The 20,841-nt window shown below is 72.4% G+C and carries 20 protein-coding genes; 13 read left to right on the plus strand and 7 right to left on the minus strand.

Annotation, left to right across the window (positions count from 1 at the left end; translation table 11 throughout):
* Nucleotides 1-84 precede the first annotated feature (84 nt).
* Both aceE and ACZ6KF_RS01270 read left to right on the plus strand, forming a co-directional pair.
* On the plus strand, nt 85-2,817 hold the full coding sequence (aceE, locus tag ACZ6KF_RS01265) for a pyruvate dehydrogenase (acetyl-transferring), homodimeric type (protein WP_469236707.1): 2,733 nt from the start codon (nt 85-87) through the stop codon (nt 2,815-2,817).
* A 17-nt stretch (nt 2,818-2,834) separates the two neighbouring features.
* Entirely contained in the window at nt 2,835-3,605 is a 771-nt protein-coding gene (locus ACZ6KF_RS01270) for a potassium channel family protein (protein WP_469236709.1), read from the plus strand.
* Between the two features lie 113 nt (nt 3,606-3,718).
* Here ACZ6KF_RS01270 and ACZ6KF_RS01275 read toward each other — a convergent pair whose 3' ends face one another.
* A complete protein-coding gene (locus ACZ6KF_RS01275; protein WP_356627583.1) occupies nt 3,719-4,027 on the minus strand; it encodes a small hydrophobic protein in 309 nt (102 codons plus the stop codon).
* Nucleotides 4,028-4,247: 220 nt separating this feature from the next.
* Nucleotides 4,248-5,867 (minus strand): MFS transporter, encoded by a 1,620-nt coding sequence (locus ACZ6KF_RS01280; RefSeq protein ID WP_469236711.1) that lies wholly within the window; start codon nt 5,865-5,867, stop codon nt 4,248-4,250.
* 124 nt (nt 5,868-5,991) lie between these two features.
* On the opposite strand from ACZ6KF_RS01280, the gene ACZ6KF_RS01285 reads away from it, so the two are divergent.
* From ACZ6KF_RS01285 to ACZ6KF_RS01295, 3 genes are all read left to right on the plus strand, one after another.
* A complete protein-coding gene (locus tag ACZ6KF_RS01285; RefSeq protein WP_356627761.1) occupies nt 5,992-6,633 on the plus strand; it encodes a TetR family transcriptional regulator in 642 nt (213 codons plus the stop codon).
* 54 nt (nt 6,634-6,687) lie between these two features.
* Nucleotides 6,688-7,905 (plus strand): alpha/beta hydrolase, encoded by a 1,218-nt coding sequence (locus ACZ6KF_RS01290; RefSeq protein ID WP_356627585.1) that lies wholly within the window; start codon nt 6,688-6,690, stop codon nt 7,903-7,905.
* A gap of 66 nt (nt 7,906-7,971) precedes the next feature.
* The gene (locus tag ACZ6KF_RS01295; protein ID WP_356627586.1) at nt 7,972-8,820 is read left to right on the plus strand and encodes a DUF4429 domain-containing protein; all 849 of its coding nucleotides are present in this window, start codon (nt 7,972-7,974) and stop codon (nt 8,818-8,820) included.
* Between the two features lie 15 nt (nt 8,821-8,835).
* Here the strand turns inward: ACZ6KF_RS01295 and ACZ6KF_RS01300 are convergent, their stop codons facing one another.
* Entirely contained in the window at nt 8,836-9,852 is a 1,017-nt protein-coding gene (locus ACZ6KF_RS01300; protein ID WP_469236713.1) for an aldo/keto reductase, read from the minus strand.
* Nucleotides 9,849-10,313, minus strand: coding sequence for a MerR family transcriptional regulator (locus ACZ6KF_RS01305; protein WP_356627588.1), 465 nt, complete (start codon nt 10,311-10,313; stop codon nt 9,849-9,851). Before ACZ6KF_RS01305 ends, ACZ6KF_RS01300 begins: the two co-directional genes overlap by 4 nt.
* A gap of 89 nt (nt 10,314-10,402) precedes the next feature.
* Here ACZ6KF_RS01305 and ACZ6KF_RS01310 point away from each other — a divergent pair, with 89 nt between their 5' ends.
* Nucleotides 10,403-11,224, plus strand: coding sequence for a serine hydrolase domain-containing protein (locus ACZ6KF_RS01310; RefSeq protein ID WP_356627589.1), 822 nt, complete (start codon nt 10,403-10,405; stop codon nt 11,222-11,224).
* Here the strand turns inward: ACZ6KF_RS01310 and ACZ6KF_RS01315 are convergent.
* The gene (locus tag ACZ6KF_RS01315; RefSeq protein WP_356627762.1) at nt 11,221-11,880 is read right to left on the minus strand and encodes a pirin family protein; all 660 of its coding nucleotides are present in this window, start codon (nt 11,878-11,880) and stop codon (nt 11,221-11,223) included. The genes ACZ6KF_RS01310 and ACZ6KF_RS01315 overlap by 4 nt on opposite strands.
* An 86-nt stretch (nt 11,881-11,966) precedes the next feature.
* On the opposite strand from ACZ6KF_RS01315, the gene fasR reads away from it, so the two are divergent.
* The 5 genes from fasR to fabF all read left to right on the plus strand — a co-directional run bounded on the left by fasR (nt 11,967) and on the right by fabF (nt 16,904).
* Nucleotides 11,967-13,172, plus strand: a complete 1,206-nt coding sequence (gene fasR, locus ACZ6KF_RS01320; protein WP_356627590.1) for a fatty acid biosynthesis transcriptional regulator FasR — start codon at nt 11,967-11,969, stop codon at nt 13,170-13,172.
* Nucleotides 13,173-13,261: 89 nt separating this feature from the next.
* Entirely contained in the window at nt 13,262-14,173 is a 912-nt protein-coding gene (locus tag ACZ6KF_RS01325; protein WP_469174436.1) for an ACP S-malonyltransferase, read from the plus strand.
* 24 nt (nt 14,174-14,197) lie between these two features.
* On the plus strand, nt 14,198-15,199 hold the full coding sequence (locus ACZ6KF_RS01330; RefSeq protein ID WP_356627592.1) for a ketoacyl-ACP synthase III: 1,002 nt from the start codon (nt 14,198-14,200) through the stop codon (nt 15,197-15,199).
* Between the two features lie 79 nt (nt 15,200-15,278).
* The gene (locus tag ACZ6KF_RS01335; protein ID WP_004988657.1) at nt 15,279-15,527 is read left to right on the plus strand and encodes an acyl carrier protein; all 249 of its coding nucleotides are present in this window, start codon (nt 15,279-15,281) and stop codon (nt 15,525-15,527) included.
* Between the two features lie 105 nt (nt 15,528-15,632).
* Nucleotides 15,633-16,904 carry a beta-ketoacyl-ACP synthase II gene (gene fabF / locus ACZ6KF_RS01340; RefSeq protein WP_356627594.1) on the plus strand — a complete coding sequence of 424 codons (1,272 nt, stop codon included), beginning with the start codon at nt 15,633-15,635 and terminating at the stop codon, nt 16,902-16,904.
* Nucleotides 16,905-17,051: 147 nt separating this feature from the next.
* On the opposite strand, the gene ACZ6KF_RS01345 is transcribed toward fabF, so the two are convergent.
* A complete protein-coding gene (locus ACZ6KF_RS01345; RefSeq protein ID WP_356627595.1) occupies nt 17,052-17,546 on the minus strand; it encodes a DUF3145 domain-containing protein in 495 nt (164 codons plus the stop codon).
* 257 nt (nt 17,547-17,803) lie between these two features.
* On the opposite strand from ACZ6KF_RS01345, the gene ACZ6KF_RS01350 reads away from it, so the two are divergent.
* Both ACZ6KF_RS01350 and ACZ6KF_RS01355 read left to right on the plus strand, forming a co-directional pair.
* Nucleotides 17,804-18,700 (plus strand): SGNH/GDSL hydrolase family protein, encoded by an 897-nt coding sequence (locus tag ACZ6KF_RS01350; RefSeq protein ID WP_469236715.1) that lies wholly within the window; start codon nt 17,804-17,806, stop codon nt 18,698-18,700.
* 15 nt (nt 18,701-18,715) lie between these two features.
* Entirely contained in the window at nt 18,716-19,693 is a 978-nt protein-coding gene (locus ACZ6KF_RS01355; protein ID WP_469236717.1) for an aldose epimerase family protein, read from the plus strand.
* Between the two features lie 317 nt (nt 19,694-20,010).
* On the opposite strand, the gene ACZ6KF_RS01360 is transcribed toward ACZ6KF_RS01355, so the two are convergent.
* Complete coding sequence (locus ACZ6KF_RS01360; protein WP_469236718.1) at nt 20,011-20,835, minus strand: EI24 domain-containing protein; 825 nt, start codon at nt 20,833-20,835, stop codon at nt 20,011-20,013.
* Nucleotides 20,836-20,841 lie beyond the last annotated feature (6 nt).

Here is a 20,841-nt window from a genome sequence, read left to right on the forward strand (position 1 = left end):
GCCTCCCCGAGGTACACGATGGGGGACGGTGCAGACAAACCGCGACATCCCACCGAAACGGCCCTCCGACAGGTAAGGAACAGCGTGGCTTCCGGATCCGATCGCAATCCGATCATCATTGGCGGCCTTCCGAGTCAGGTTCCCGACTTCGACCCCGAGGAGACGCAGGAGTGGCTCGACTCGCTCGACGCCGCCGTCGACGAGCGCGGCCGTGAGCGGGCCCGCTACCTGATGCTGCGGCTGATCGAACGGGCCCGCGAGAAGCGGGTGGCCGTGCCCGAGATGCGCAGCACGGACTACGTGAACACGATCCCCACCCGGGCCGAGCCGTTCTTCCCGGGCAACGAGGAGATCGAGCGCAAGATCCTCAACGCCACCCGCTGGAACGCCGCGGTGATGGTCTCGCGCGCCCAGCGTCCCGGCATCGGGGTCGGCGGCCACATCGCCACGTTCGCGTCCTCGGCGTCGCTGTACGACGTGGGCTTCAACCACTTCTTCCGCGGCAAGGACGAGGGCGACGGCGGCGACCAGATCTTCTTCCAGGGCCACGCCTCGCCCGGCATCTACGCCCGCGCGTTCCTGCTGGACCGGCTGTCCGAGCGGCATCTGGACGGGTTCCGCCAGGAGAAGTCGAAGGCGCCGTACGCGCTGTCCTCGTACCCGCACCCGCGTTCGATGCCGGACTTCTGGGAGTTCCCGACCGTGTCGATGGGGCTCGGCCCGATCGGCGCGATCTACCAGGCGCGGATGAACCGCTACATGCACGCGCGCGGCATCGCCGACACGTCGAAGTCGCACGTGTGGGCGTTCCTCGGCGACGGCGAGATGGACGAGCCCGAGTCGCTGGGCCAGCTGACGATCGCCGCGCGCGAGGGCCTGGACAACCTCACCTTCGTCGTCAACTGCAACCTGCAGCGCCTGGACGGGCCGGTGCGCGGCAACGGCAAGGTGATCCAGGAGCTGGAGTCGGTCTTCCGGGGCGCCGGCTGGAACGTCATCAAGCTGATCTGGGACCGCACCTGGGACCCGCTGCTCGCCCAGGACCGCGACGGCCTGCTGGTGAACCGGATGAACACCACGCCGGACGGCCAGTTCCAGACGTACGCCACCGAGTCGGGCGCCTACATCCGCGAGCACTTCTTCGGCGACGACCAGCGGCTGCGCGCGATGGTCGAGAACATGACCGACGACCAGATCCTGCACCTGGGGCGCGGCGGGCACGACCACCGGAAGATCTACGCGGCGTACAAGGCGGCGGTCGAGCACAAGGGGCAGCCGACGGTCATCCTGGCCAAGACGGTCAAGGGGTGGACGCTGGGCCCGAACTTCGAGGGCCGCAACGCCACGCACCAGATGAAGAAGCTGACGGTCGACGACCTGAAGCGCTTCCGGGACCGGCTGCACCTGCCGATCTCCGACAAGGACCTGGAGTCCGGCCTGCCGCCGTACTACCACCCCGGCCGGGACTCGGCGGAGATCCAGTACATGCACGACCGCCGCAGGGCGCTCGGCGGGTACGTCCCGACGCGCGTCGTGCGCGCGAAGCCGCTGCCGCTGCCGGACGACAAGACGTACGCGACCGTGAAGAAGGGCTCGGGCCAGCAGTCCATCGCGACGACGATGGCGTTCGTGCGACTGCTGAAGGACCTGATGCGGGACAAGGAACTGGGCCGGCGGTTCGTGCTGATCGCGCCGGACGAGTACCGCACGTTCGGCATGGACTCCTTCTTCCCGAGCGCGAAGATCTACAACCCGCTGGGTCAGCAGTACGAGGCCGTGGACCGCGAGCTGCTGCTCGCCTACAAGGAGTCGCCGACCGGGCAGATGCTGCACGACGGCATCTCCGAGGCCGGCTGCACGGCGTCGCTGATCGCGGCGGGCTCGGCGTACGCCACGCACGGCGAGCCGCTGATCCCGGTGTACGTCTTCTACTCGATGTTCGGTTTCCAGCGCACGGGCGACCAGTTCTGGCAGATGGCCGACCAGCTGGCGCGCGGTTTCGTGCTGGGGGCGACCGCCGGGCGTACGACGCTGACCGGTGAGGGGCTGCAGCACGCGGACGGCCACTCCCAGTTGCTGGCGTCGACGAACCCGGCGTGCGTGGCCTACGACCCGGCGTTCGGCTTCGAGATCGCGCACATCGTGCGGGACGGGCTGCGCCGGATGTACGGGCCGGACGGCGAGGACGTCTTCTACTACCTCACCGTCTACAACGAGCCCATCCAGCACCCCGCCGAGCCGCAGGACGCGGACGTGGAGGGCATCCTCAAGGGCGTCCACCGCTTCAGCGCGGGCACGGCCGGCTCGATCCCGGCGCAGATCATGGCGTCCGGGGTCGCGGTGCCGTGGGCGGTGGAGGCGCAGCGGATCCTCGCCGAGGAGTGGAACGTCCGGGCGGACGTCTGGTCGGCGACCTCCTGGAACGAACTGCGGCGCGACGCGGTGGCCTGCGAGGAGTACAACCTGCTGCACCCCGAGGAGGAGCAGCGGGTGCCGTACGTGACCCGGAAGCTGGCCGGGGCCGAGGGGCCGTTCGTGGCGGTGTCGGACTGGATGCGGGCGGTGCCGGACCAGATCGCGCGCTGGGTGCCGGGGACGTACCGGTCGCTGGGCGCGGACGGCTTCGGCTTCGCGGACACCCGGGGGGCGGCGCGGCGGTTCTTCCACATCGACGCGCAGTCGATCGTGCTGGCGGTGCTGACCGAGCTGGCCCGTGAGGGCAAGGTGGACCGTTCGGCGCTGAAGCAGGCGATCGACCGCTACCAGCTCCTGGACGTCGCGGCGGCCGACCCGGGCCCGGCGGGGGGCGACGCGTAGGGCCCTACGATGCGGGCATGAAGGTGCACTGCGCGCAGGTCCGGTGGGAACGGCGCACACAACGGCCGCTGCTGGCGCTGGCCGTGGTGTTCGCCGTCGCCTACGCGATCCCGATCGTCGACGGCTCGCCGAGCGCGTCCGTCACCCGGGCCTGCTGGATCGTCGAGTGGGTGGTGTGGGGCGCGTTCGCGGTCGACTACCTGGTACGGCTGTGGCTGGCGCCCGCACGCCGGGACTTCGTCCGCCGCAACTGGCTGGACCTGTGCGCGGTGCTGCTGCCGCTGATCCAGCCGTTGCGGCTGCTGCGGCTGGTGTCGACGCTGCTGCTGGTGGGGCGGCGGGCGCGGATGGCCTCGCAGATCCGGCTGACGACGTATGTGGTCGGCTCGGTGGTGGGCCTGCTGATGTTCGGCTCGCTGGCGGTGCTGTCGGTGGAGCGGGACGCGCCGGGCGGGAACATCCGGACGCTGGATGACGCGGTGTGGTGGTCGTTCACGACGATGACGACCGTCGGCTACGGCGACCACGCCCCCACCACGGGCGTGGGCCGCCTGCTCGCGGTGGGCCTGATGCTGTCGGGCATCGCCCTGCTGGGTGTCGTCACGGCCAACATCGCGGCGTGGTTCATCGCCCGCTTCCAGCAGGACGACGCGGAGGAACGGCGCCAGACGGAGGCGATCCAGGCGCTGACGGCGGAGGTCCGCGCCCTGCGGGCGGAGGTGGCGGCCCTGTCCGGGCCCGCCGGCCTCCCGGCCCGTGAGCGGGACGGGGTCCGTACGGGGGATTGACGGCGGCCGGGTCCAGCGACCCCGCGGGGGACGGCAGAAGTAACCCCGCGCGGCGCGGACGGCGCGCCAGAAGGCCCCGGCAGCGTGCCGAGGCCCTCTTGGAATCCCCCCGGTCAGAACATGCCCGCGCCCGGGGAGGCCGGCCCTGCCAGCCAGATGAGGGCCAGGAGGGTGTCGATCGCGCCCAGGACGACGGCCACCAGGGCCGGCACCGAGCGGGTGCCCGTCCAGGTGCGGCCCATCGCCAGCCAGCCGCACACCATCGCCACGGGTCCGAGGATGATCTCCAGCACGAAGAACCCGGCGACCGCGCAGATGGCGCCCACCATCCCGAGCGTCGCGCGATCCGGCCCGCTCCGTTGCCACGTCCGGCCGCGTGAGCGGGGGTACCTGCGCGTTCCCTGTCCGAAGCCCGCCATCATCAACTCCCTGGAGTATTCGGGCCGTTCGGTCAGAAGTGCGGGTACCCCCGTATCGCGTGTCAATCCCCGCGGCCGCGGCGCGCCGCCCCCCTCCGGCAGCGCGCCGCGGCTCCGGGGCGGCGTGTCGCCGTACGAACGTGCCACGGGAATGTGCCCGTTGGCAGCGGTCCGCCCTGCTGTCACCCTGACGGGGGAACGGCGACCGGAAGGCGTCCGGGCGTCAGATGTGCGCCGCGCCCGCTCCCGCCCCGGCGTTCTCGCCGCGCTTGGTCAGGAACGCCACCAGCACCGCCGCCGCCGCGACCCCGGCGGCGACCAGCGACGCCAGGCTCATGCCGGAGATGAAGGTGTCGTGGGCGACGTCCGTGATCTTCGCGGCGATCTCCGGCGGCGTCTGCGCGTCCACCGGGGGCACACCCACCTGCACCGCCTCGGAGGCCATCGCCTCCTGAGCCGGCGTCATCGCCGGGAGCCCCTCGTCCGTCCAGTTGCCGGCCAGGTCGCTGTCGACCTTGGAGGCCATGACGGCGCCGAGCACGGCGGTGCCGAGGCTGCCGCCGATCTGCATCGCGGCCTGCTGGAGGCCGCCGGCGACACCGGACAGCTCCATGGGCGCGTTGCCGACGATGACCTCGGTGGCGCCGACCATGACCGGCGCGAGGCCGAGGCCCAGCAGGGCGAACCAGACGGACATGATGCCGCTGCCGGTGTCCGTCTCCAGCGTGGACATGCCGTACATGGCGATCGCGGTGAGCGCCATGCCGCCCGCCAGCGGCACCCGCGGGCCGAACTTGGTGATCATGGCGCCCGCCAGCGGCGAGCCGACGATCATCATGCCGGTGAGCGGGAGGAGGTGGAGGCCGGCGTCGATCGGGCCCATGCCGTGCACGTTCTGGAGGTAGAACGTCACGAAGAAGAGGCCGCCCATGAACGCGATGGCCATCAGGACCATCAGCACCACACCCGCCGAGAGCGGGACCGAGCGGAACAGCGCGAGCGGGATCAGCGGCTCCTTGACCTTCGTCTCCCAGAACGCGAAGAGCCCGAAGAGCACCACGGACGCGACGAGGAACGTCCAGGTCTGGCCGTCGCCCCAGCCCCACTCGGGCGCCTTGATGAGCGCCCAGACCAGGCAGAACATCGCGGCCGACAGCAGCGCGATGCCGAGGAGGTCGAAGGAGCGCGGGGCGTTCTCGGCGCGGTGGTCCAGCAGGATCAGCGCCCCGAGGACGACGGCGAGGACGCCGACCGGCACGTTGATGAAGAACACCGACTGCCAGTTGACGTGCTCGACGAGGACGCCGCCGAGGATCGGGCCGCCGGCGGTGGAGGCGCCGATGACCATGCCCCAGATGCCGATGGCCATGTTGAGCTTCTCGGCGGGGAACGTGGCCCGCAGCAGACCGAGCGCGGCCGGCATCAGCAGCGCGCCGAACAGACCCTGCAGCACCCGGAAGGCGACGACGAGGCCGATGCTGCTGGACAGGCCGATCGCGCCGGAGGCGGCGGCGAAGCCCACCACGCCGATGAGGAAGGTCTGCCGGTGCCCGAAGCGGTCGCCGAGCTTGCCGGCGGTGATCAGGGAGACCGCGAGGGCCAGGAAGTAGCCGTTGGTGATCCACTGCACCTCGGCGAACGTGGCGCCCAGGTCCTTCTGGATGGCAGGGTTGGCGATGGCCACGATGGTGCCGTCGAGCGCCACCATCATGACGCCGACGGCGACGGTTATGAGGGTGAACCAGGGGTGGCCGCGCAGGCCCTTGGCCTCGGGCGCCGACACCGACGGGGCTGCCGCCTTGTCCCCCGACCCCGTGGCGTCTGTGGTGGTCTGACTAGTCATGTGTTCGAGGCTAGTGACAGCCTCTGACAATTGACAAACCGATTCACAAGTCGGTAACTGCCACGTCATTCGCCTATAGCCTGATCAGGGAGAATCGTTCCGAACGAGGGGCCGGATGAACGCCATGGAAACCGTGGGCCTGCGTGAGCGCAAGAAGCAGCGCACGCGCGACGCACTGGTGCGCGCCGCCGTCGAACTGTTCACCTCCCAGGGCTACGACCGCACCACCGTGGACGAGATCGCCGCCGCCGTCGACGTCTCGCAGCGCACCTTCTTCCGCTACTTCGCCGGCAAGGACGAGGCGGCCCTCGCCCTGCACGACCTCTCCGTGGCGCACTTCCTGCGGGCCCTGCACTCCCGCCCCCCGCACGAGCCGCCGCTGGAGGCCCTGCGGCGGGCGGTGCTCGACGGCTGGGACCGGATCAGCGAGGCCATCGAGGACGTCGTCCCGGTCGACTTGTACCTGCGGATGTACCGGCTGGTGGAGTCCACGCCCGTGCTGCTCGCCGCCCATCTGCGCCGCTCGGCGGAGACGGAGGAGGAGATCGCCCGGCTGATCGCACGGCGCGAAGGGCTCGACGTGGACGCCGATCCGCGCCCGCGCGTCGCGGTGGCCCTGTTCGGCGGAGTCCTGCGCGTCACCGAGCGGCAGTGGAGCGCCCGCGGCGACCTCAGCCTGGACGCGATGCGCGACCTGACGGCGGCCCACCTCGACCATATCGGCCCGGCCTTGGCGGGAAACTGGCGATCGACCGTCGAAACGTGATCCGCGTCACTGGTGCCGCGCGAGACCCTCCCGTTCTCCTAGTGTGTCCTCCCAGTGACTTCCTTCGACACCTCTCCTCCGCTCGGCGTCTGGCGCGCACTGCTCGCGCTGGCCGTGGTGTTCGTGATGCTGACGACCACGGGCTGGACCGCGCTGCGGGGCCAGCGTTCCGAGAGCCCGCTCCAGGCCTCTCTCAGCGCCTGGGAGGACGGCCGCATCGGCGGGCGCCCGCTGCCCGACCCGGACGCGGCCCCCGCCCGGCTGGCCCGGTTCTTCGCCTCGCTCACCGCGGCCCAGCGCGGTCACCTGGCCCGCCGCTACCCGCTCGCCGTGGGCAACATGAACGGGGCGCCCCTCTCCCTGCGGTACCGCGCCAACCGCATCGCGCTGCGCCAGGCCCGTGAGGTCGAGCGCGACCGCATGCACGACGACCGCCTCAGCCCGGCCGGGCAGCACACGGCGGGCCGCCGTATGCACCGACTGGAATCCCTGCTGAGAACCGGCCGGCAGATCCTCGCCTTCGACCCGGACGGCGCGGGCCGCGTCGCCGAGGTCCTCGGCGACCTGCACCGGGCCGAGCGGGTCTCCGTCGTCGTCCCCGGCGTCGACACCGACCTGCTCACCTTCCAGCGCACCAACCGCCGCTACGCCGCCCCGGTCGGCATGGCGCAGTCGCTGTACGCCGCCCAGCGCGCCGCGAGCCCGTCCACCCGCACCGCCGTGATCGCCTGGGCCGACTACACCGCGCCCAGCGGCATCGGCATGGACGCGGCCACGGCCGGGCGCGCCCAGCAGGGCGCCGTTCGGCTCGACGCGCTGGTGCGCGCGCTGCCCGGCCGCGCGCCGGTCTCGCTGTTCTGCCACAGCTACGGCTCCGTCGTCTGCGGGGTCGCCGCGCCCGCGCTGCCGTCCCGGGTGACCGACGTCGCGGTGGCCGGCAGCCCCGGAATGCGCGCAGAGAAGGCCGCCGACCTGCGCACCGGGGCGCAGGTGTGGGCGATGCGGGACGCCGACGACTGGATCGAGGACGTGCCGTACCTGGAGCTGGGCGGCCTCGGCCACGGCGCCGACCCGGTGTCCGGGGCGTTCGGCGCGCGGGTGCTGTCGGCGCGCGGCGCACACGGGCACACCGGCTATTTCGAGCCGGGCACGGACAGCGTGGCCAACCTCGCCGAGATCGGCGTGGGCGCCTATCACGCCGTCGACTGCGCGGACGGCACCGGCACGTGCCGGGCGGGTTTGTCCGGCGCCACGACGCCCGGACGCGCGTAGAGGAGCGGAAACTCCGGTTTGCGCAGGGAGGGGACGAAAGAGCGCGTGCCGCATACGATGAGCCGCATGGGTGACGTACTGGCAGGCTTTCACGCCGCCTGGGAGTTCGAGTCCGACTCCGTGCTCATCCGCTATGAACGGGGGATTCGGACACCCAAGCTGTTCCAGGCGCTCGGGGAGCGCCGCGTGCCGCTGGCGGCGCTGCAGGGCGTGACCCTGACGCCGGGCCGCCGCGGGACCGTCGTGCTGCGCGCCGAGCCGCGCCCCGGCGCCGATCCGCTGCTGGAGGCGGCGGCCGGACAGCTCAAGGAGAACTGCGACCCGTACCGCCTGGTGCTGCCGGCCGAGCGCGAGGTGCTCGCCGAGTACTACGCCGACGAACTGCGGTCCCGGCTGACCGAGTCCGGCCCCGCCGACCGCCATCTGGTCGCGGCGCCCGGGACGCCGCTGCAGTTCAAGGCGTACGACGGCAAGGCGTCCTTCGACGGCACGGCGGTGTCGTTCCGCTGGTTCTGGACGGGCGCGTCGTCGGCGAAGTGGAAGGCCGGCGACCAGACGTTCCCGGTCGCCGGCCTCAGCGGCGTGGAGTGGCGCTCCCCCGAACTGTTCGAGGGGCATCTGCGGCTGCTGCGCCGCGACGACGGGGACGCGCCCGCGCAGCCCGACCAGGATCCGGCGGCCGTGGTGTTCGGGCTGGGCTACGGTCCGGTGCACGAGTCGCTGCCGTTCGCCGCGGCGGTGCTGGCCGCGGTGCGCTCGGCCGGGCCCGCGGTGCCGGCGATGTCCGCGCGCCCGCGACGCGACCCCGCGGACATCGCCGAGCGGATCCGGCACCTCGGCGAGCTGCACCAGGCCGGGCTGGTCACGGACGAGGAGTTCTCCTCGAAGAAGGCCGAACTGCTGGCCGAGCTGTGATCACCCGGGCTGCGGTCACTCCCGGCCCGCCGAGGTGAAGGCCATGTCCGCGTAGCGCGTGCCCGCGACCTTCGCGGCGATCGGCTCCAGCACGGCCAGCTCGTCCGCCGTCAGCTCGATCACCGTCGCCGCGGTGTTCTCCTCCACCCGGGCGGGCCTGCGGGTGCCCGGGATCGGGACCACGGGCAGGCCGTGCACCGCGGCCTGCTGCTGGACCCACGCCAGGGCGATCTGGCCCGAGGTCGCGCCGTGCGCCGCGGCGACGTCCCGGACGGGCTCCAGCAGGGCCGCGTTGGCCTGTGCGTTCTCGCCGCTGAAGCGCGGCATGGTGCGGCGGACGTCCCGCTCCGTCAGCTCATTGCCCGCGTCGGTGAAGGACCCGGTGAGGAATCCCCGGCCGAGCGGCGAGTACGGCACCAGGGCCACGCCCAGCTCGCGCGCGGCCGGCACCACCCGGTCCTCGATGTCCCGGCTGAACAGCGACCACTCCGACTGGAGCGCCGCGATCGGGTGCACGGACTGCGCCGCCCGCAGCTCCCCGGCCGTCACCTCGCTCAGTCCGAGGTGCTTGACCTTGCCCTCGGCGACCAGCTCGGCCATCACGCCGACCGTCTCCTCGATGGGCACGTTCACGTCCCGGCGGTGCATGTAGTAGAGGTCGATCACGTCGACCTCCAGCCGGCGCAGGCTCTCCTCCACGCACGCGCGGATGTACGGCGGGTCGTTGCGGGTGATGCGCCGGGTCGGCTCGTCCGGCGGGATCGACAGGGCGAACTTGGTGGCGACGACCACCTCGTCGCGGTGCGCCTTGAGGAACGGAGCGAGAAAGCGCTCGTTCTCGCCGGCGCCGTACGCGTCGGCGGTGTCGTAGAAGGTGACGCCCAGTTCGAGCGCGCGTTCCAGGGTGGCCCGCGACTCCTCGGCGTCGGACGGCCCGTAGGCGAAGCTCATGCCCATGCAGCCGAGGCCCTGCACACCGACCTCGGGGCCGTCCGCGCCCAGTCGGACCGTGCCGATTGCGCCGTTCGTCATCGTGCCCTCTCCGACGCCGGGGCCGTCCCGGCGTCCGCATAGAAATCGATCTTCCGGTCGAGCACGGCGAGCGTGCCCCGGAGTTCGGCGATCCTCGCCAGCACGTCCTGCCGGGTGGCCTTCAGCAGGTCCAGGCGGTCGGCGTAGGTGTGGTCGCCGGCGCGCACCAGTTCGGCGTAGCGGACCATGTCGGCGACCGGCATGCCGGTGAGCCGGAGTTTGCCGACGAGGGCGAGCCAGTCGAGGTCGCGGTTGGTGTAGCGGCGCTGGCCGGTGTGGGACCGGTCGATGTGCGGCATCAGACCGATGCGCTCGTACCAGCGCAGGGTGTGCGCCGTGAGGCCGGTGAGAGCGGCGACCTCGCTGATGGTGTACTTGTCCTGTCCGTCCGGACGCCGGTCGTTCGGGGGCGGTCCGGCACACGTGTCGGTCTCGGTGGCCGTGGTCTCCATCACCGTCATGGCCCCCACGCTAGGGCCTTGGAGTGCGCTCCAAGCAAGCGTCCGAGGCGGCGGGCGGCGGGAGAACGGCAGGGCGTAGGCTCGGCCGCATGTCGCTGAAGAGCCTCGCGTTGATCGATGACTGGCCGGTGCCCGCCGCCGCCGCGGGTGTCGTACGCGCCGACGGCGCCGTGCTCGGCACCCACGGTCCGGCCGGTCGGCGCTTTCCTCTCGCGTCGGTGACCAAGCCGCTCGCGGCGTACGCGGCGCTGGTCGCCTACGAGGAGGGCGCCGTCGAACTGGACGAGCCTGCCGGGCCGGCGGGATCGACGGTCCGTCATCTGCTCGCCCACACCTCGGGGCTGGCCTTCGACGAGCACCGCACCACCGCGCCGGCCGGTGAGCGCCGGCTGTACTCCAACGCCGGTTTCGAGCAGCTCGGCGACCACATCGCCAGGGCCGCCGGCATGCCGTTCGCCGAATACGCGCGCCAGGCGGTGCTGGAGCCGCTCGGCATGACCTCGACCACCCTGGACGGCTCCCCCGCCAAGGACGGCGTCTCCACGGTGGACGACCTGCTGCGGTTCGCCGCCGAGGTGCAGGCGCCGCGTCTGCTGGACCCGCGGACCGTGGCCGGGGCGATGACGGTGCAGTACCCGGGCACGAAGGGCGTCCTGCCGGGCTACGGCCACCAGAACCCCAACGACTGGGGGCTCGGCTTCGAGATCCGCGGCTCCAAGTCCCCGCACTGGACGGGCGCTTCGTCCTCGCCGCGCACCTTCGGCCACTTCGGCCAGTCCGGTACGTTCCTGTGGATCGACCCCGCCGCCGGTCTGGCCTGCGTCGCCCTGACCGACCGGGCCTTCGGGCCGTGGGCGGTCGAGGCGTGGCCGCCGTTCACGGACGCGGTGCTGGCGGAGGCCCGCGGCTAGCCGGTCGCCGACATCTCCCACAGCAGCAGCTCCGCCTCCGAGACGCCGACCGCGGCCACGTCCTTCGCGTCCGTGATGCGGGCCGCGTCCCCCGGGCCCAGCACCGCGTCGTCCAGGCGCACCTCGCCGCGTACGACATGGACGTACACATGGGCCGCGTCCGGCACCGCCGTGCGTTCGCCCGGGGCCAGCCGGCGCACGTGCAGCATCGCGCCGGCCTCCGGGACGGCGTACGGGGTGGCGTCGGCGATGCCGTGGACGACCTCGTAGGCCGGGTCGCCGCCGGGCTCGCCCGGGGCCAGCCACATCTGCACGAAGGTCAGCGGCGCGGTCCCGTCGTTGCGCTCGACGTGCCGGACGCCGGACGCCGCGCTGAGCCGCTGCAGGTCGCCGTGGCGCACGACGGTCTCGCGGCCGAGGGAGTCGCGGTGCGTCAGCTCCCCCTCCACGACCCAGGTGACGATCTCGGTGTGGCTGTGCGGGTGCTCGTCGAAGCCGGCGCCGGGGGCGAGCCGCTCTTCGTTGCAGGCGATCAGCGCGCCGAAGCGCAGATTGCCGGGGTCGTAGTGCGGGCCGAAGGAGAAGGCGTGCCGGGAGGCGATTCCGGCCTCCGGGTCGCCGCCTGGGTAGCGCTCGTCGGCGCGCCGTACGTCCATCACGGAACCCACCGTAGACGGCCCGGCCGTCCGACTGCGCGACCCGGCGGCACGTACGCCCGTCCGGATAAGGCAGTCTTGTCCCCGTGCCCGAACCCGTACGCCGCAAGCCCGACGCCGCCGCGCCCCCCGCGCATCCCCATGCCGCGACCCTGAAACGGCTGGAGAAGTCCTCCGGGAGTCTCGCCGCCCAGGCCATCGCGCGGATGGACGAGACGCTGCCGTGGTACCGGGCCATGCCTCCGGAGAACCGTTCCTGGATCGGGCTGGTCGCGCAGGCCGGCATCGCCGCCTTCACCGAGTGGTTCCGCCGCCCGGACGCCCCGCAGGCCATCTCCACCGACGTCTTCGGCACCGCGCCGCGCGAGCTGACGCGGGCGATCACGCTGCGCCAGACCGTGGAGATGGTGCGCACGACGATCGAGGTGATGGAGAGCGCGATCGAGGAGGTCGCCGCCCCGGGCGACGAGAACCTGCTGCGCGAGGCGCTGCTGGTGTACGCCCGGGAGATCGCCTTCGCCACCGCCCAGGTGTACGCGCAGGCCGCCGAGGCACGCGGCGCCTGGGACGCGCGGCTGGAGTCGCTGGTGGTGAACGCGGTGCTGAGCGGGGAGGCCGACGAGGGGGCCGTGTCGCGGGCCGCCGCGCTGGGCTGGAACTCCCCGGAGCATGTGTGCGTGGTGCTGGGCACGGCGCCGGACGGGGACTCGGAGCTGACGGTGGAGGCCATCCGGCGGGCGGCCCGGCACGCCAAGCTCCAGGTGCTCACCGGGGTGCTCGGCAGCCGTCTCGTGGTGATCGCGGGCGGCAGCGACAATCCGCTGGCCGTGGCGAAGTCGCTGATCGGACCGTTCGCCGCGGGGCCGGTGGTGGCCGGGCCGGTGGTGCCCGACCTGCTCGCCGCGACCCGGTCCGCGCAGGCCGCGGCGGCCGGCCTCAAGGCGTGCGCGGCCTGGCAGGACGCCCCCCGGCCGGTGCTGGCCGACGACCTGCTGCCCGAGCGCGCGATGGCGGGCGACCCCGGCGCGCGGGAGCAGTTGGTGGAGGAGATCTACAGACCGCTGGAAGAGGCCGGTTCCGCGCTGCTGGAGACGCTCAGCGTCTATCTTGAACAGGCCAGCAGTCTGGAAGGGGCCGCACGGATGCTGTTCGTGCATCCCAACACCGTGCGCTACCGGCTTCGACGTGTGACTGATGTCACCGGATGGTCGCCGTCCGACGTTCGATCCGCGTTCACGCTGCGGATCGCGCTGATCCTGGGACGTCTCACCGACGGTGACCCTCAGACCTAGGCTTTTGTCGGGGGCCCACAAAACCCCCTGGTGTTCTTCGTCCTTGTCCTCACGGGCGGCCGTGCCCGTCTGCAAGAGAGAGTGTGAGAGTGCTCGTACTCGTCGCTCCCGGCCAGGGCGCCCAGACGCCCGGCTTCCTGACCCCCTGGCTCGAACTGCCCGGCGCCGCCGACCGCGTCGCCGCGTGGTCGGACGCCGTCGGACTGGACCTCGCCCACTTCGGCACCAAGGCCGACGCGGACGAGATCCGCGACACCGCCGTCGCGCAGCCGCTCCTCGTCGCCGCCGGGATCCTCTCGGCGACGGCACTCGGTGCCATCACACCGGGCGCCGTCGCGGGCCACAGCGTCGGCGAGATCACCGCCGCGCAGTTCGCCGGGGTCCTGGACGACACCGCCGCGCTGACCCTCGTACGCAAGCGGGGCCTGGCCATGGCCGAGGCCGCCGGCGTCACGCGGACGGGCATGGCGGCGCTGCTCGGCGGCGACCCCGAGGTCACCGTCCCGCACCTGGAGCGGCTCGGCCTGACCGCGGCCAACGTCAACGGCGCCGGTCAGATCGTGGCCGCCGGCACGCTGGAGCAGCTTGAGGCGCTGAACGACGACAAGCCCGAGGGCGTCCGCAAGGTCGTCGCCCTCAAGGTCGCCGGCGCGTTCCACACGCACCACATGGCGCCCGCGGTGGACGCGCTGGCCGCGGCCGCCGGGGAGCTGACGCCCGCCGACCCGAAGGTCCCCTACGTCTCCAACCGGGACGGACAGGTCGTGACCGGCGGCGCCGAGGTGGTCGAGCGGCTCGTCGGGCAGGTCGCCAACCCGGTCCGCTGGGACCTGTGCATGCGGACCTTCCAGGAACTGGGCGCGACCGCGCTGCTGGAGGTGTGCCCCGGCGGCACCCTGACCGGCCTCGCCAAGCGCGCCCTGCCCGGCGTCAGGACGCTCGCCCTGAAGACCCCCGACGACCTCGACGCGGCCCGCGAGCTGATCGCAGAGCACGCCTGAGTCGCTTTAAGGAGCCGACCGAACATGTCGAAGATCAAGCCCAGCAAGGGCGCCCCGTACGCGCGCATCATCGGCGTGGGCGGTTACCGGCCCACCCGGGTCGTGCCGAACGAGGTGATCCTCGAGACGATCGACTCGTCCGACGAGTGGATCCGGTCCCGCTCCGGCATCGAGACCCGGCACTGGGCGAACGACGAGGAGACCGTCGCCGCGATGTCCGTCGAGGCGTCCGGCAAGGCCATCGCCGACGCCGGGATCTCCGCCGCGCAGATCGGCGCCGTCGTCGTCTCCACGGTCAGCCACTTCAAGCAGACCCCGGCCGTCGCCACCGAGATCGCCGACAAGCTGGGCACCGAGAAGGCCGCCGCGTTCGACATCTCGGCCGGCTGCGCGGGCTTCGGCTACGCCCTGACCCTCGCCAAGGGCATGATCGTCGAAGGCAGCGCCGAGTACGTGCTGGTCATCGGTGTGGAGCGGCTGAGCGATCTGACCGACCTGGAGGACCGGGCGACGGCCTTCCTGTTCGGCGACGGCGCGGGCGCGGTCGTCGTGGGCCCCGCCCAGGAGCCCGGCATCGGCCCCACGGTGTGGGGCTCGGAGGGCGACAAGTCGGAGACGATCAAGCAGACCGTGCCGTGGACGGACTACCGCGACGGCGAGGTCGCGAAGTTCCCGGCGATCACGCAGGAGGGCCAGGCGGTGTTCCGCTGGGCCGTGTACGAGATGGCGAAGGTCGCCCAGCAGGCGCTGGACGCGGCCGGGATCGGCTCGGACGACCTGGACGTCTTCATCCCCCACCAGGCCAACGAGCGGATCATCGACTCGCTGGCCAAGACTCTCAAGCTGCCGGAGCACGTCACGATCGCCCGCGACGTGCGCACCACCGGCAACACCTCGGCCGCCTCGATCCCGCTCGCGATGGAGCGGCTCCTGGCGACCGGCGAGGCGAAGAGCGGCGACACCGCGCTCGTCATCGGATTCGGGGCGGGTCTCGCGTACGCAGCGACGGTCGTTACCCTCCCCTAGGCACTCCGTGCCGGATGATGCGTCCGGTACGGGTTTCACACCGCCACACCCTCTGGAACATCTACGAAGGAGCGCCGACATGGCCGCCACTCAGGAAGAGATCGTCGCCGGTCTCGCCGAGATCGTGAACGAGATCGCCGGCATCCCGGTTGAGGACGTCCAGCTGGACAAGTCCTTCACCGACGACCTGGACGTCGACTCGCTGTCCATGGTCGAGGTCGTCGTCGCCGCCGAAGAGCGCTTCGACGTCAAGATCCCCGACGACGACGTCAAGAACCTCAAGACCGTGGGCGACGCGACCGAGTACATCCTCAAGCACCAGGCCTGATCTTCCGATCACCTGGGCCGACTGCCCCGCCACCCGGCGGTGGCGCCGTTCTCCCCGCCCCGGGCGGGGGTAGTCCTCCTCGAATCCGCTGGAGAAAGAATTCCCGTGAGCCCGACCAATCGCACCGTGGTCGTCACCGGTATCGGCGCAACCACACCGCTGGGTGGCGACGCAGCCTCTACCTGGGAGGGCCTGGTCGCCGGCAAGTCCGGCGTCAAGCCCCTGGAGCAGGAGTGGGCCGCCGAGCAGGCGGTCCGCATCGCGGCGCCCGTCGCCGTGGAGCCCTCCGAGATCCTCCCGCGCCCGCAGGCCCGCCGCCTCGACCGCTCGGCGCAGTTCGCGCTGATCGCGGCCCAGGAGGCCTGGAAGGACGCCGGCTTCACCGGGAAGGCCGGTGAGGACGGCAGCGTCGACCCGGACCGGCTCGGCGCGGTCATCGCCTCCGGCATCGGCGGTGTGACGACCCTGCTGGACCAGTACGACGTGCTGAAGGAGAAGGGCGTCCGCCGCGTCTCCCCGCACACCGTGCCCATGCTCATGCCGAACGGCCCCTCCGCCAACGTCGGCCTGGCCGTGGGCGCCCGCGCGGGCGTGCACACCCCGGTCTCCGCCTGCGCGTCGGGCGCCGAGGCCATCGGCTACGCCGTCGAGATGATCCGCAGCGGGCGCGCCGACGTCGTCGTCGCCGGCGGCACGGAGGCGGCGATCCACCCGCTGCCCATCGCCGCGTTCGGCAACATGATGGCGATGTCCAAGAACAACGACGACCCGCAGGGCGCCTCCCGCCCCTACGACGTGGCCCGCGACGGCTTCGTCCTCGGCGAGGGCGCCGGCGTGATCGTGCTGGAGTCCGCCGAGCACGCCGCCAAGCGCGGTGCACGGGTGTACGCCGAGGCGGTCGGCCAGGGCATCTCCGCCGACGGCCACGACATCGTGCAGCCGGAGCCCGAGGGCCGCGGCATCGCGCACGCACTGCAGAACCTGCTCGACGCGACCGACCTGGACCCGGCCGAGGTCGTGCACGTCAACGCGCACGCCACCTCGACGCCGGCCGGCGACGTGGCCGAGCTGAAGGCGCTGCGCAAGGTGTTCGGGGACGACGCCGACCACATTGCGGTCTCCGCCACCAAGTCGATGACCGGGCACCTGCTGGGCGGCGCGGGCGGCGTGGAGTCGGTCGCGACGGTGCTCGCCCTGTACCACCGGGTGGCGCCGCCGACCATCAACATCGACACCCTCGACCCGGAGGCGGAGGCGCACGCCGACATCGTCCGCGGCGAGGCGCGCAAGCTGCCCGTGGAGGGCCGGATCGCCGCGCTGAACGACTCGTTCGGCTTCGGCGGGCACAACGTGGTGCTGGCGTTCCGGACGGTGTGATCCCGGGTCGTCGTCCGTCCGCCGTGAACGGCGAGTGGCCCGCCCCTGGTGGGGGCGGGCCACTCGCCGTTTCGCATGTCCTGTGTGCGCCAGGTGCGGGTTGCGGGGGGGCGTTCGCGCAGTTCCCGCGCCCCCCGGGGGTGAAGGTCAGACGACCTGGTGGAGCCATCTCACCGGGGCGCCCTCGCCGGCGTAGCGGAAGGGCTCCAGTTCGTCGTCCCAGGGCTTGCCGAGGAGCTTGGCGAGTTCCGCCTCCAGCTCGGTCTCGCCGCGCTGGGAGCGCTGGAGGGCGGCGCGCAGACGGTCCTCGGGGATGAGGATGTCGCCGTGGATGCCGGTGACGGCGTGGAAGATGCCGAGGTCGGGGGTGCAGCTGTACCGCTCGCCCTCGGCGGTGGGGCAGGGCTCGGCGGTGACCTCGAAGCGCAGCAGGTGCCAGCCGCGCAGCGCGGAGGCCAGCTTGGAGGCGGTGCCTGCCTGGCCCTGCCAGGAGAACTCCGAGCGCCAGGTGCCCGGCGCGGCGGGCTGCCGGATCCAGTCGAGGCTGACGCGTGTGCCGAGCACCCCGGCGACGGCCCACTCGACGTGCGGGCACAGCGCGCGCGGCGCGGAGTGCACGTACAGGACTCCACGTGTCGTCACCGGGACCTCCGGGCAGAGCGGGCATGGTGCGTCGGGCTGGGCGGGTGGTGGCCGGACGGGCCACGCTGATGGCGAGGCTACCGTGCGCCGGGGCAAGGAGTGTGACGTACCGTCGGTCCCAGTGCCCCGAAACGCCCCCCATTCACCCGGCAGGACGCTTGTGCGGGTGTGAGACGTTCCACCGGGGGCGCCGGGAACCCTCGCGCGTTGTCATGGGTTGGGGAGCATGACACGTCGTGCAGGGGATGGAGCAGGGCATGCGGAAACGACGTCAGCGTTCACGGGCCGGCCTCGCCGTGCTCGTCGCCGCCGTGCTCGGGGCCGCCGGCTGCGACGTCGTGGGCGGTGACGCGCCGGATGCCGCGGATCCGTCCGGGGGGCGCGCGGCGAGGCCGAGCCCGACGCCGGTGTGGGACACCAGCCCCGAGTCCGTCGCGGCCGTCGGCGACTCGATCACGCGCGGCTTCGACGCCTGCCAGGTGCTGTCGGACTGCCCCGAGGCGTCCTGGGCGACCGGTGACAGCCCGCGCGTGGACAGTCTGGCGGTACGGCTGCTGGGCGGCGGGCGGGCCGCCTCGCACAGCTGGAACTACGCCGTCACCGGGGCCCGGATGGCCGACCTGCCCGGCCAGATGTCCCGCGCGGTCGTCCACAGGCCCGAGCTGGTGACGGTGATGGTGGGGGCGAACGACGCCTGCCGGGCCTCCACGGACGACATGACGCCGGTGCCCGACTTCCGCGCGGACTTCGAACGGGCCCTGCGGACGCTGCGCGATGCCCTGCCCAAGGCCCAGGTGTACGTGGCGAGCGTGCCGAACCTGAAGCGCCTGTGGGCGCAGGGCCGGACGAGCGTGCTCGGCAAGCAGATCTGGAAGCTCGGCATCTGCCCCTCCATGCTCGGCGACGCCGACGCGCTGGACGCGGCGGCCACCGAGCGGCGGAACACGGTGCACCAGCGCGTCGAGGACTACAACGACGTGCTGGAAGAGGTGTGCGAGCGCGACCCGCGCTGCCGCTTCGACGGCGGCGCGGTGCACGACTACCGCTTCGGGACGGCCCAGTTGAGCCACTGGGACTGGTTCCACCCGAGCATCAACGGCCAGGCCAGACTGGCCGAGATCGCCTACCGGAAGGTCACCGCGCCCTCCCGGTGACTTAGAGTTCCGCCCATGGGCGAACTTTTCGGCACTCTTTCCGATCGAACCCCGGTGCACCGCTGGACGCTGGAGCGCGCTGGCGTACGGGTGCGGGTGCTGTCGTACGGCGGGATCGTGCAGTCGGTCGAGACGCCGGACCGCGACGGGCGGACCGCCGACGTGGTGCTGGGCTGCGCGGACCTGGAGACGTACGTCGCCAATCCGGGCCCGTACTACGGCGCGCTGGTGGGGCGTTACGCGAACCGGATCGCGGGCGGGAGTTTCGAGCTGGACGGCCGCACGTACCCGCTCGCGCGCACCAACGGGCCCAACTCGCTGCACGGCGGTGAGCGGGGCTTCGACAAGCACGTGTGGGACGTGACGCCGGTCGAGCACGGGCTGCGGCTGTCGCGGGTGAGCCCGGACGGCGAGGAGGGCTTCCCGGGGCGGCTGGAGGTGTCGGCGACGTACGTCCTCGACGCGTCCGGCGCGCTGCGGATCTCCTACGAGGCGGTCACCGACGCGCCGACGGTGCTGACGCTGACGAACCACTCCTACTGGAACCTGGGCGGCGCCGGGACCGGCAGCGCCGCCGGCCACGAACTGCGCATCGCCGCCGGCCGGTACACGCCGGTCGACGCGGACCTGATCCCGACGGGCGAGCTGGCGGACGTGACGGACACCCGCTTCGACTTCCGGGAGGCGCGCAAGGTCGGCTCCGGGTACGACCACAACCTGGTCCTCGACAAGGGGGTCACGCGGACGCCCGAGGAGGTCGCCGAGCTGCACGACCCGGCGTCGGGGCGGGTGCTGACGGTGGCGACGACCGAGCCGGGGCTCCAGCTGTACACGGGCGAGCATCTGACCGGCCCGTTCGGTCCGAACGACGGGGTGGCGCTGGAGACCCAGCACTTCCCCGACTCCCCCAACCGGCCGGAGTTCCCGAGCACGGTGCTGCGGCCGGGAGAGGTGTACCGGTCGGAGACGGTGTACGGGTTCTCGGTGCGGTGACGCCGGTTCTGTGCGGTGACGCGCATCCTGTGCGGTGGTCCCGGCGCCGGGGCGTCGGCCGCGGTGCCGGAGGGTCGAATCCCGCGCCGGCGCGTCGGTCGTCCGGGGGCGGTGCGCGGCGAGCGCCGGTCACTGCCAAGGGGTGAGCCCCGGTCCGGAGGTCAGGTCCCGGACCGGGGCGGCGGGACGCTCGGTCCCGGCACTCGTCCCCGGTCCAGACGGTAGCCGCCGGGGCGGGCGCGCGGCCGTGGATCGGGCGCACTGACGGGTTCCCGTACGAACCCTTCACAAGCGGGGGCGGAGGGGCGCGGCCAGGCTCAGGCGCCGGGCTTGCGGAAGTGGACGCCGCCCGCGGGCCGCGCGTCCACGCCGTCGTCCTCGTCGGCGTCGCCCCCGGTGTCCTCGCCGTTCAGCTCACGGGCCAGCATCGTCGCGCCCGCGACCGCGCCCGGCATCAGGAAGACGGCGACGAAGGGCACCACGAAGGCGAGGGCGAGGGGCGTGCCGAAGCCCCACACGAGCCGCTTGCGGGCGCGCAGCAGGGCGAGCCGGTCGCGGAGCTCGACCTCGCGGCGCTGGAGCGCGACGGAGGTGAGCTCCTGGGTGAGGAAGAAGCCGGTGACCATGGAGCCGATCACCGGGACGACGGTCTGGCCGAGCACCGGGACGAAGCCGAGGGCGAACAGCAGCACGCCCCAGGCGAGGGCGCGGGCGAGGACGCGCAGGTTGTCGCGGGCCGAGATCCACAGTTCGCGCAGGAGCGGCAGGCGGGATTCGGGGGCGGTGCCGTCCGGGGAGAGGTCGCGGTCGACGGCCTCGGAGAGGCTCTCGTAGAAGGGCTGGCCGATCAGCAGTGTGACGGCCGTGAAGGTGACCACGGAGAGCAGCAGGGCGAGGGCGAACAGCAGGACCGTGAGGAAGCCGCGGAGCAGGCCCTGCCAGGGGCTGTCCCAGTCGTCGGCGAAGGGGGTCGCCCAGCCGACGAAGTCCTGCCCCCACACGGCGAGCGCCACCAGCACCGCCGCGTAGAGCACGAGTGTGATCAGGCCGGGCAGCAGCCCGAACCCGAACTGCTTGCCGTGCCCGGCCACCCACCGCTGGCCCTTCAGCAGGTAGCGGAAACCCACCCCGAGATCGCGCATGGGACG

This window comes from Streptomyces sp. NPDC046379, assembly GCF_055587785.1.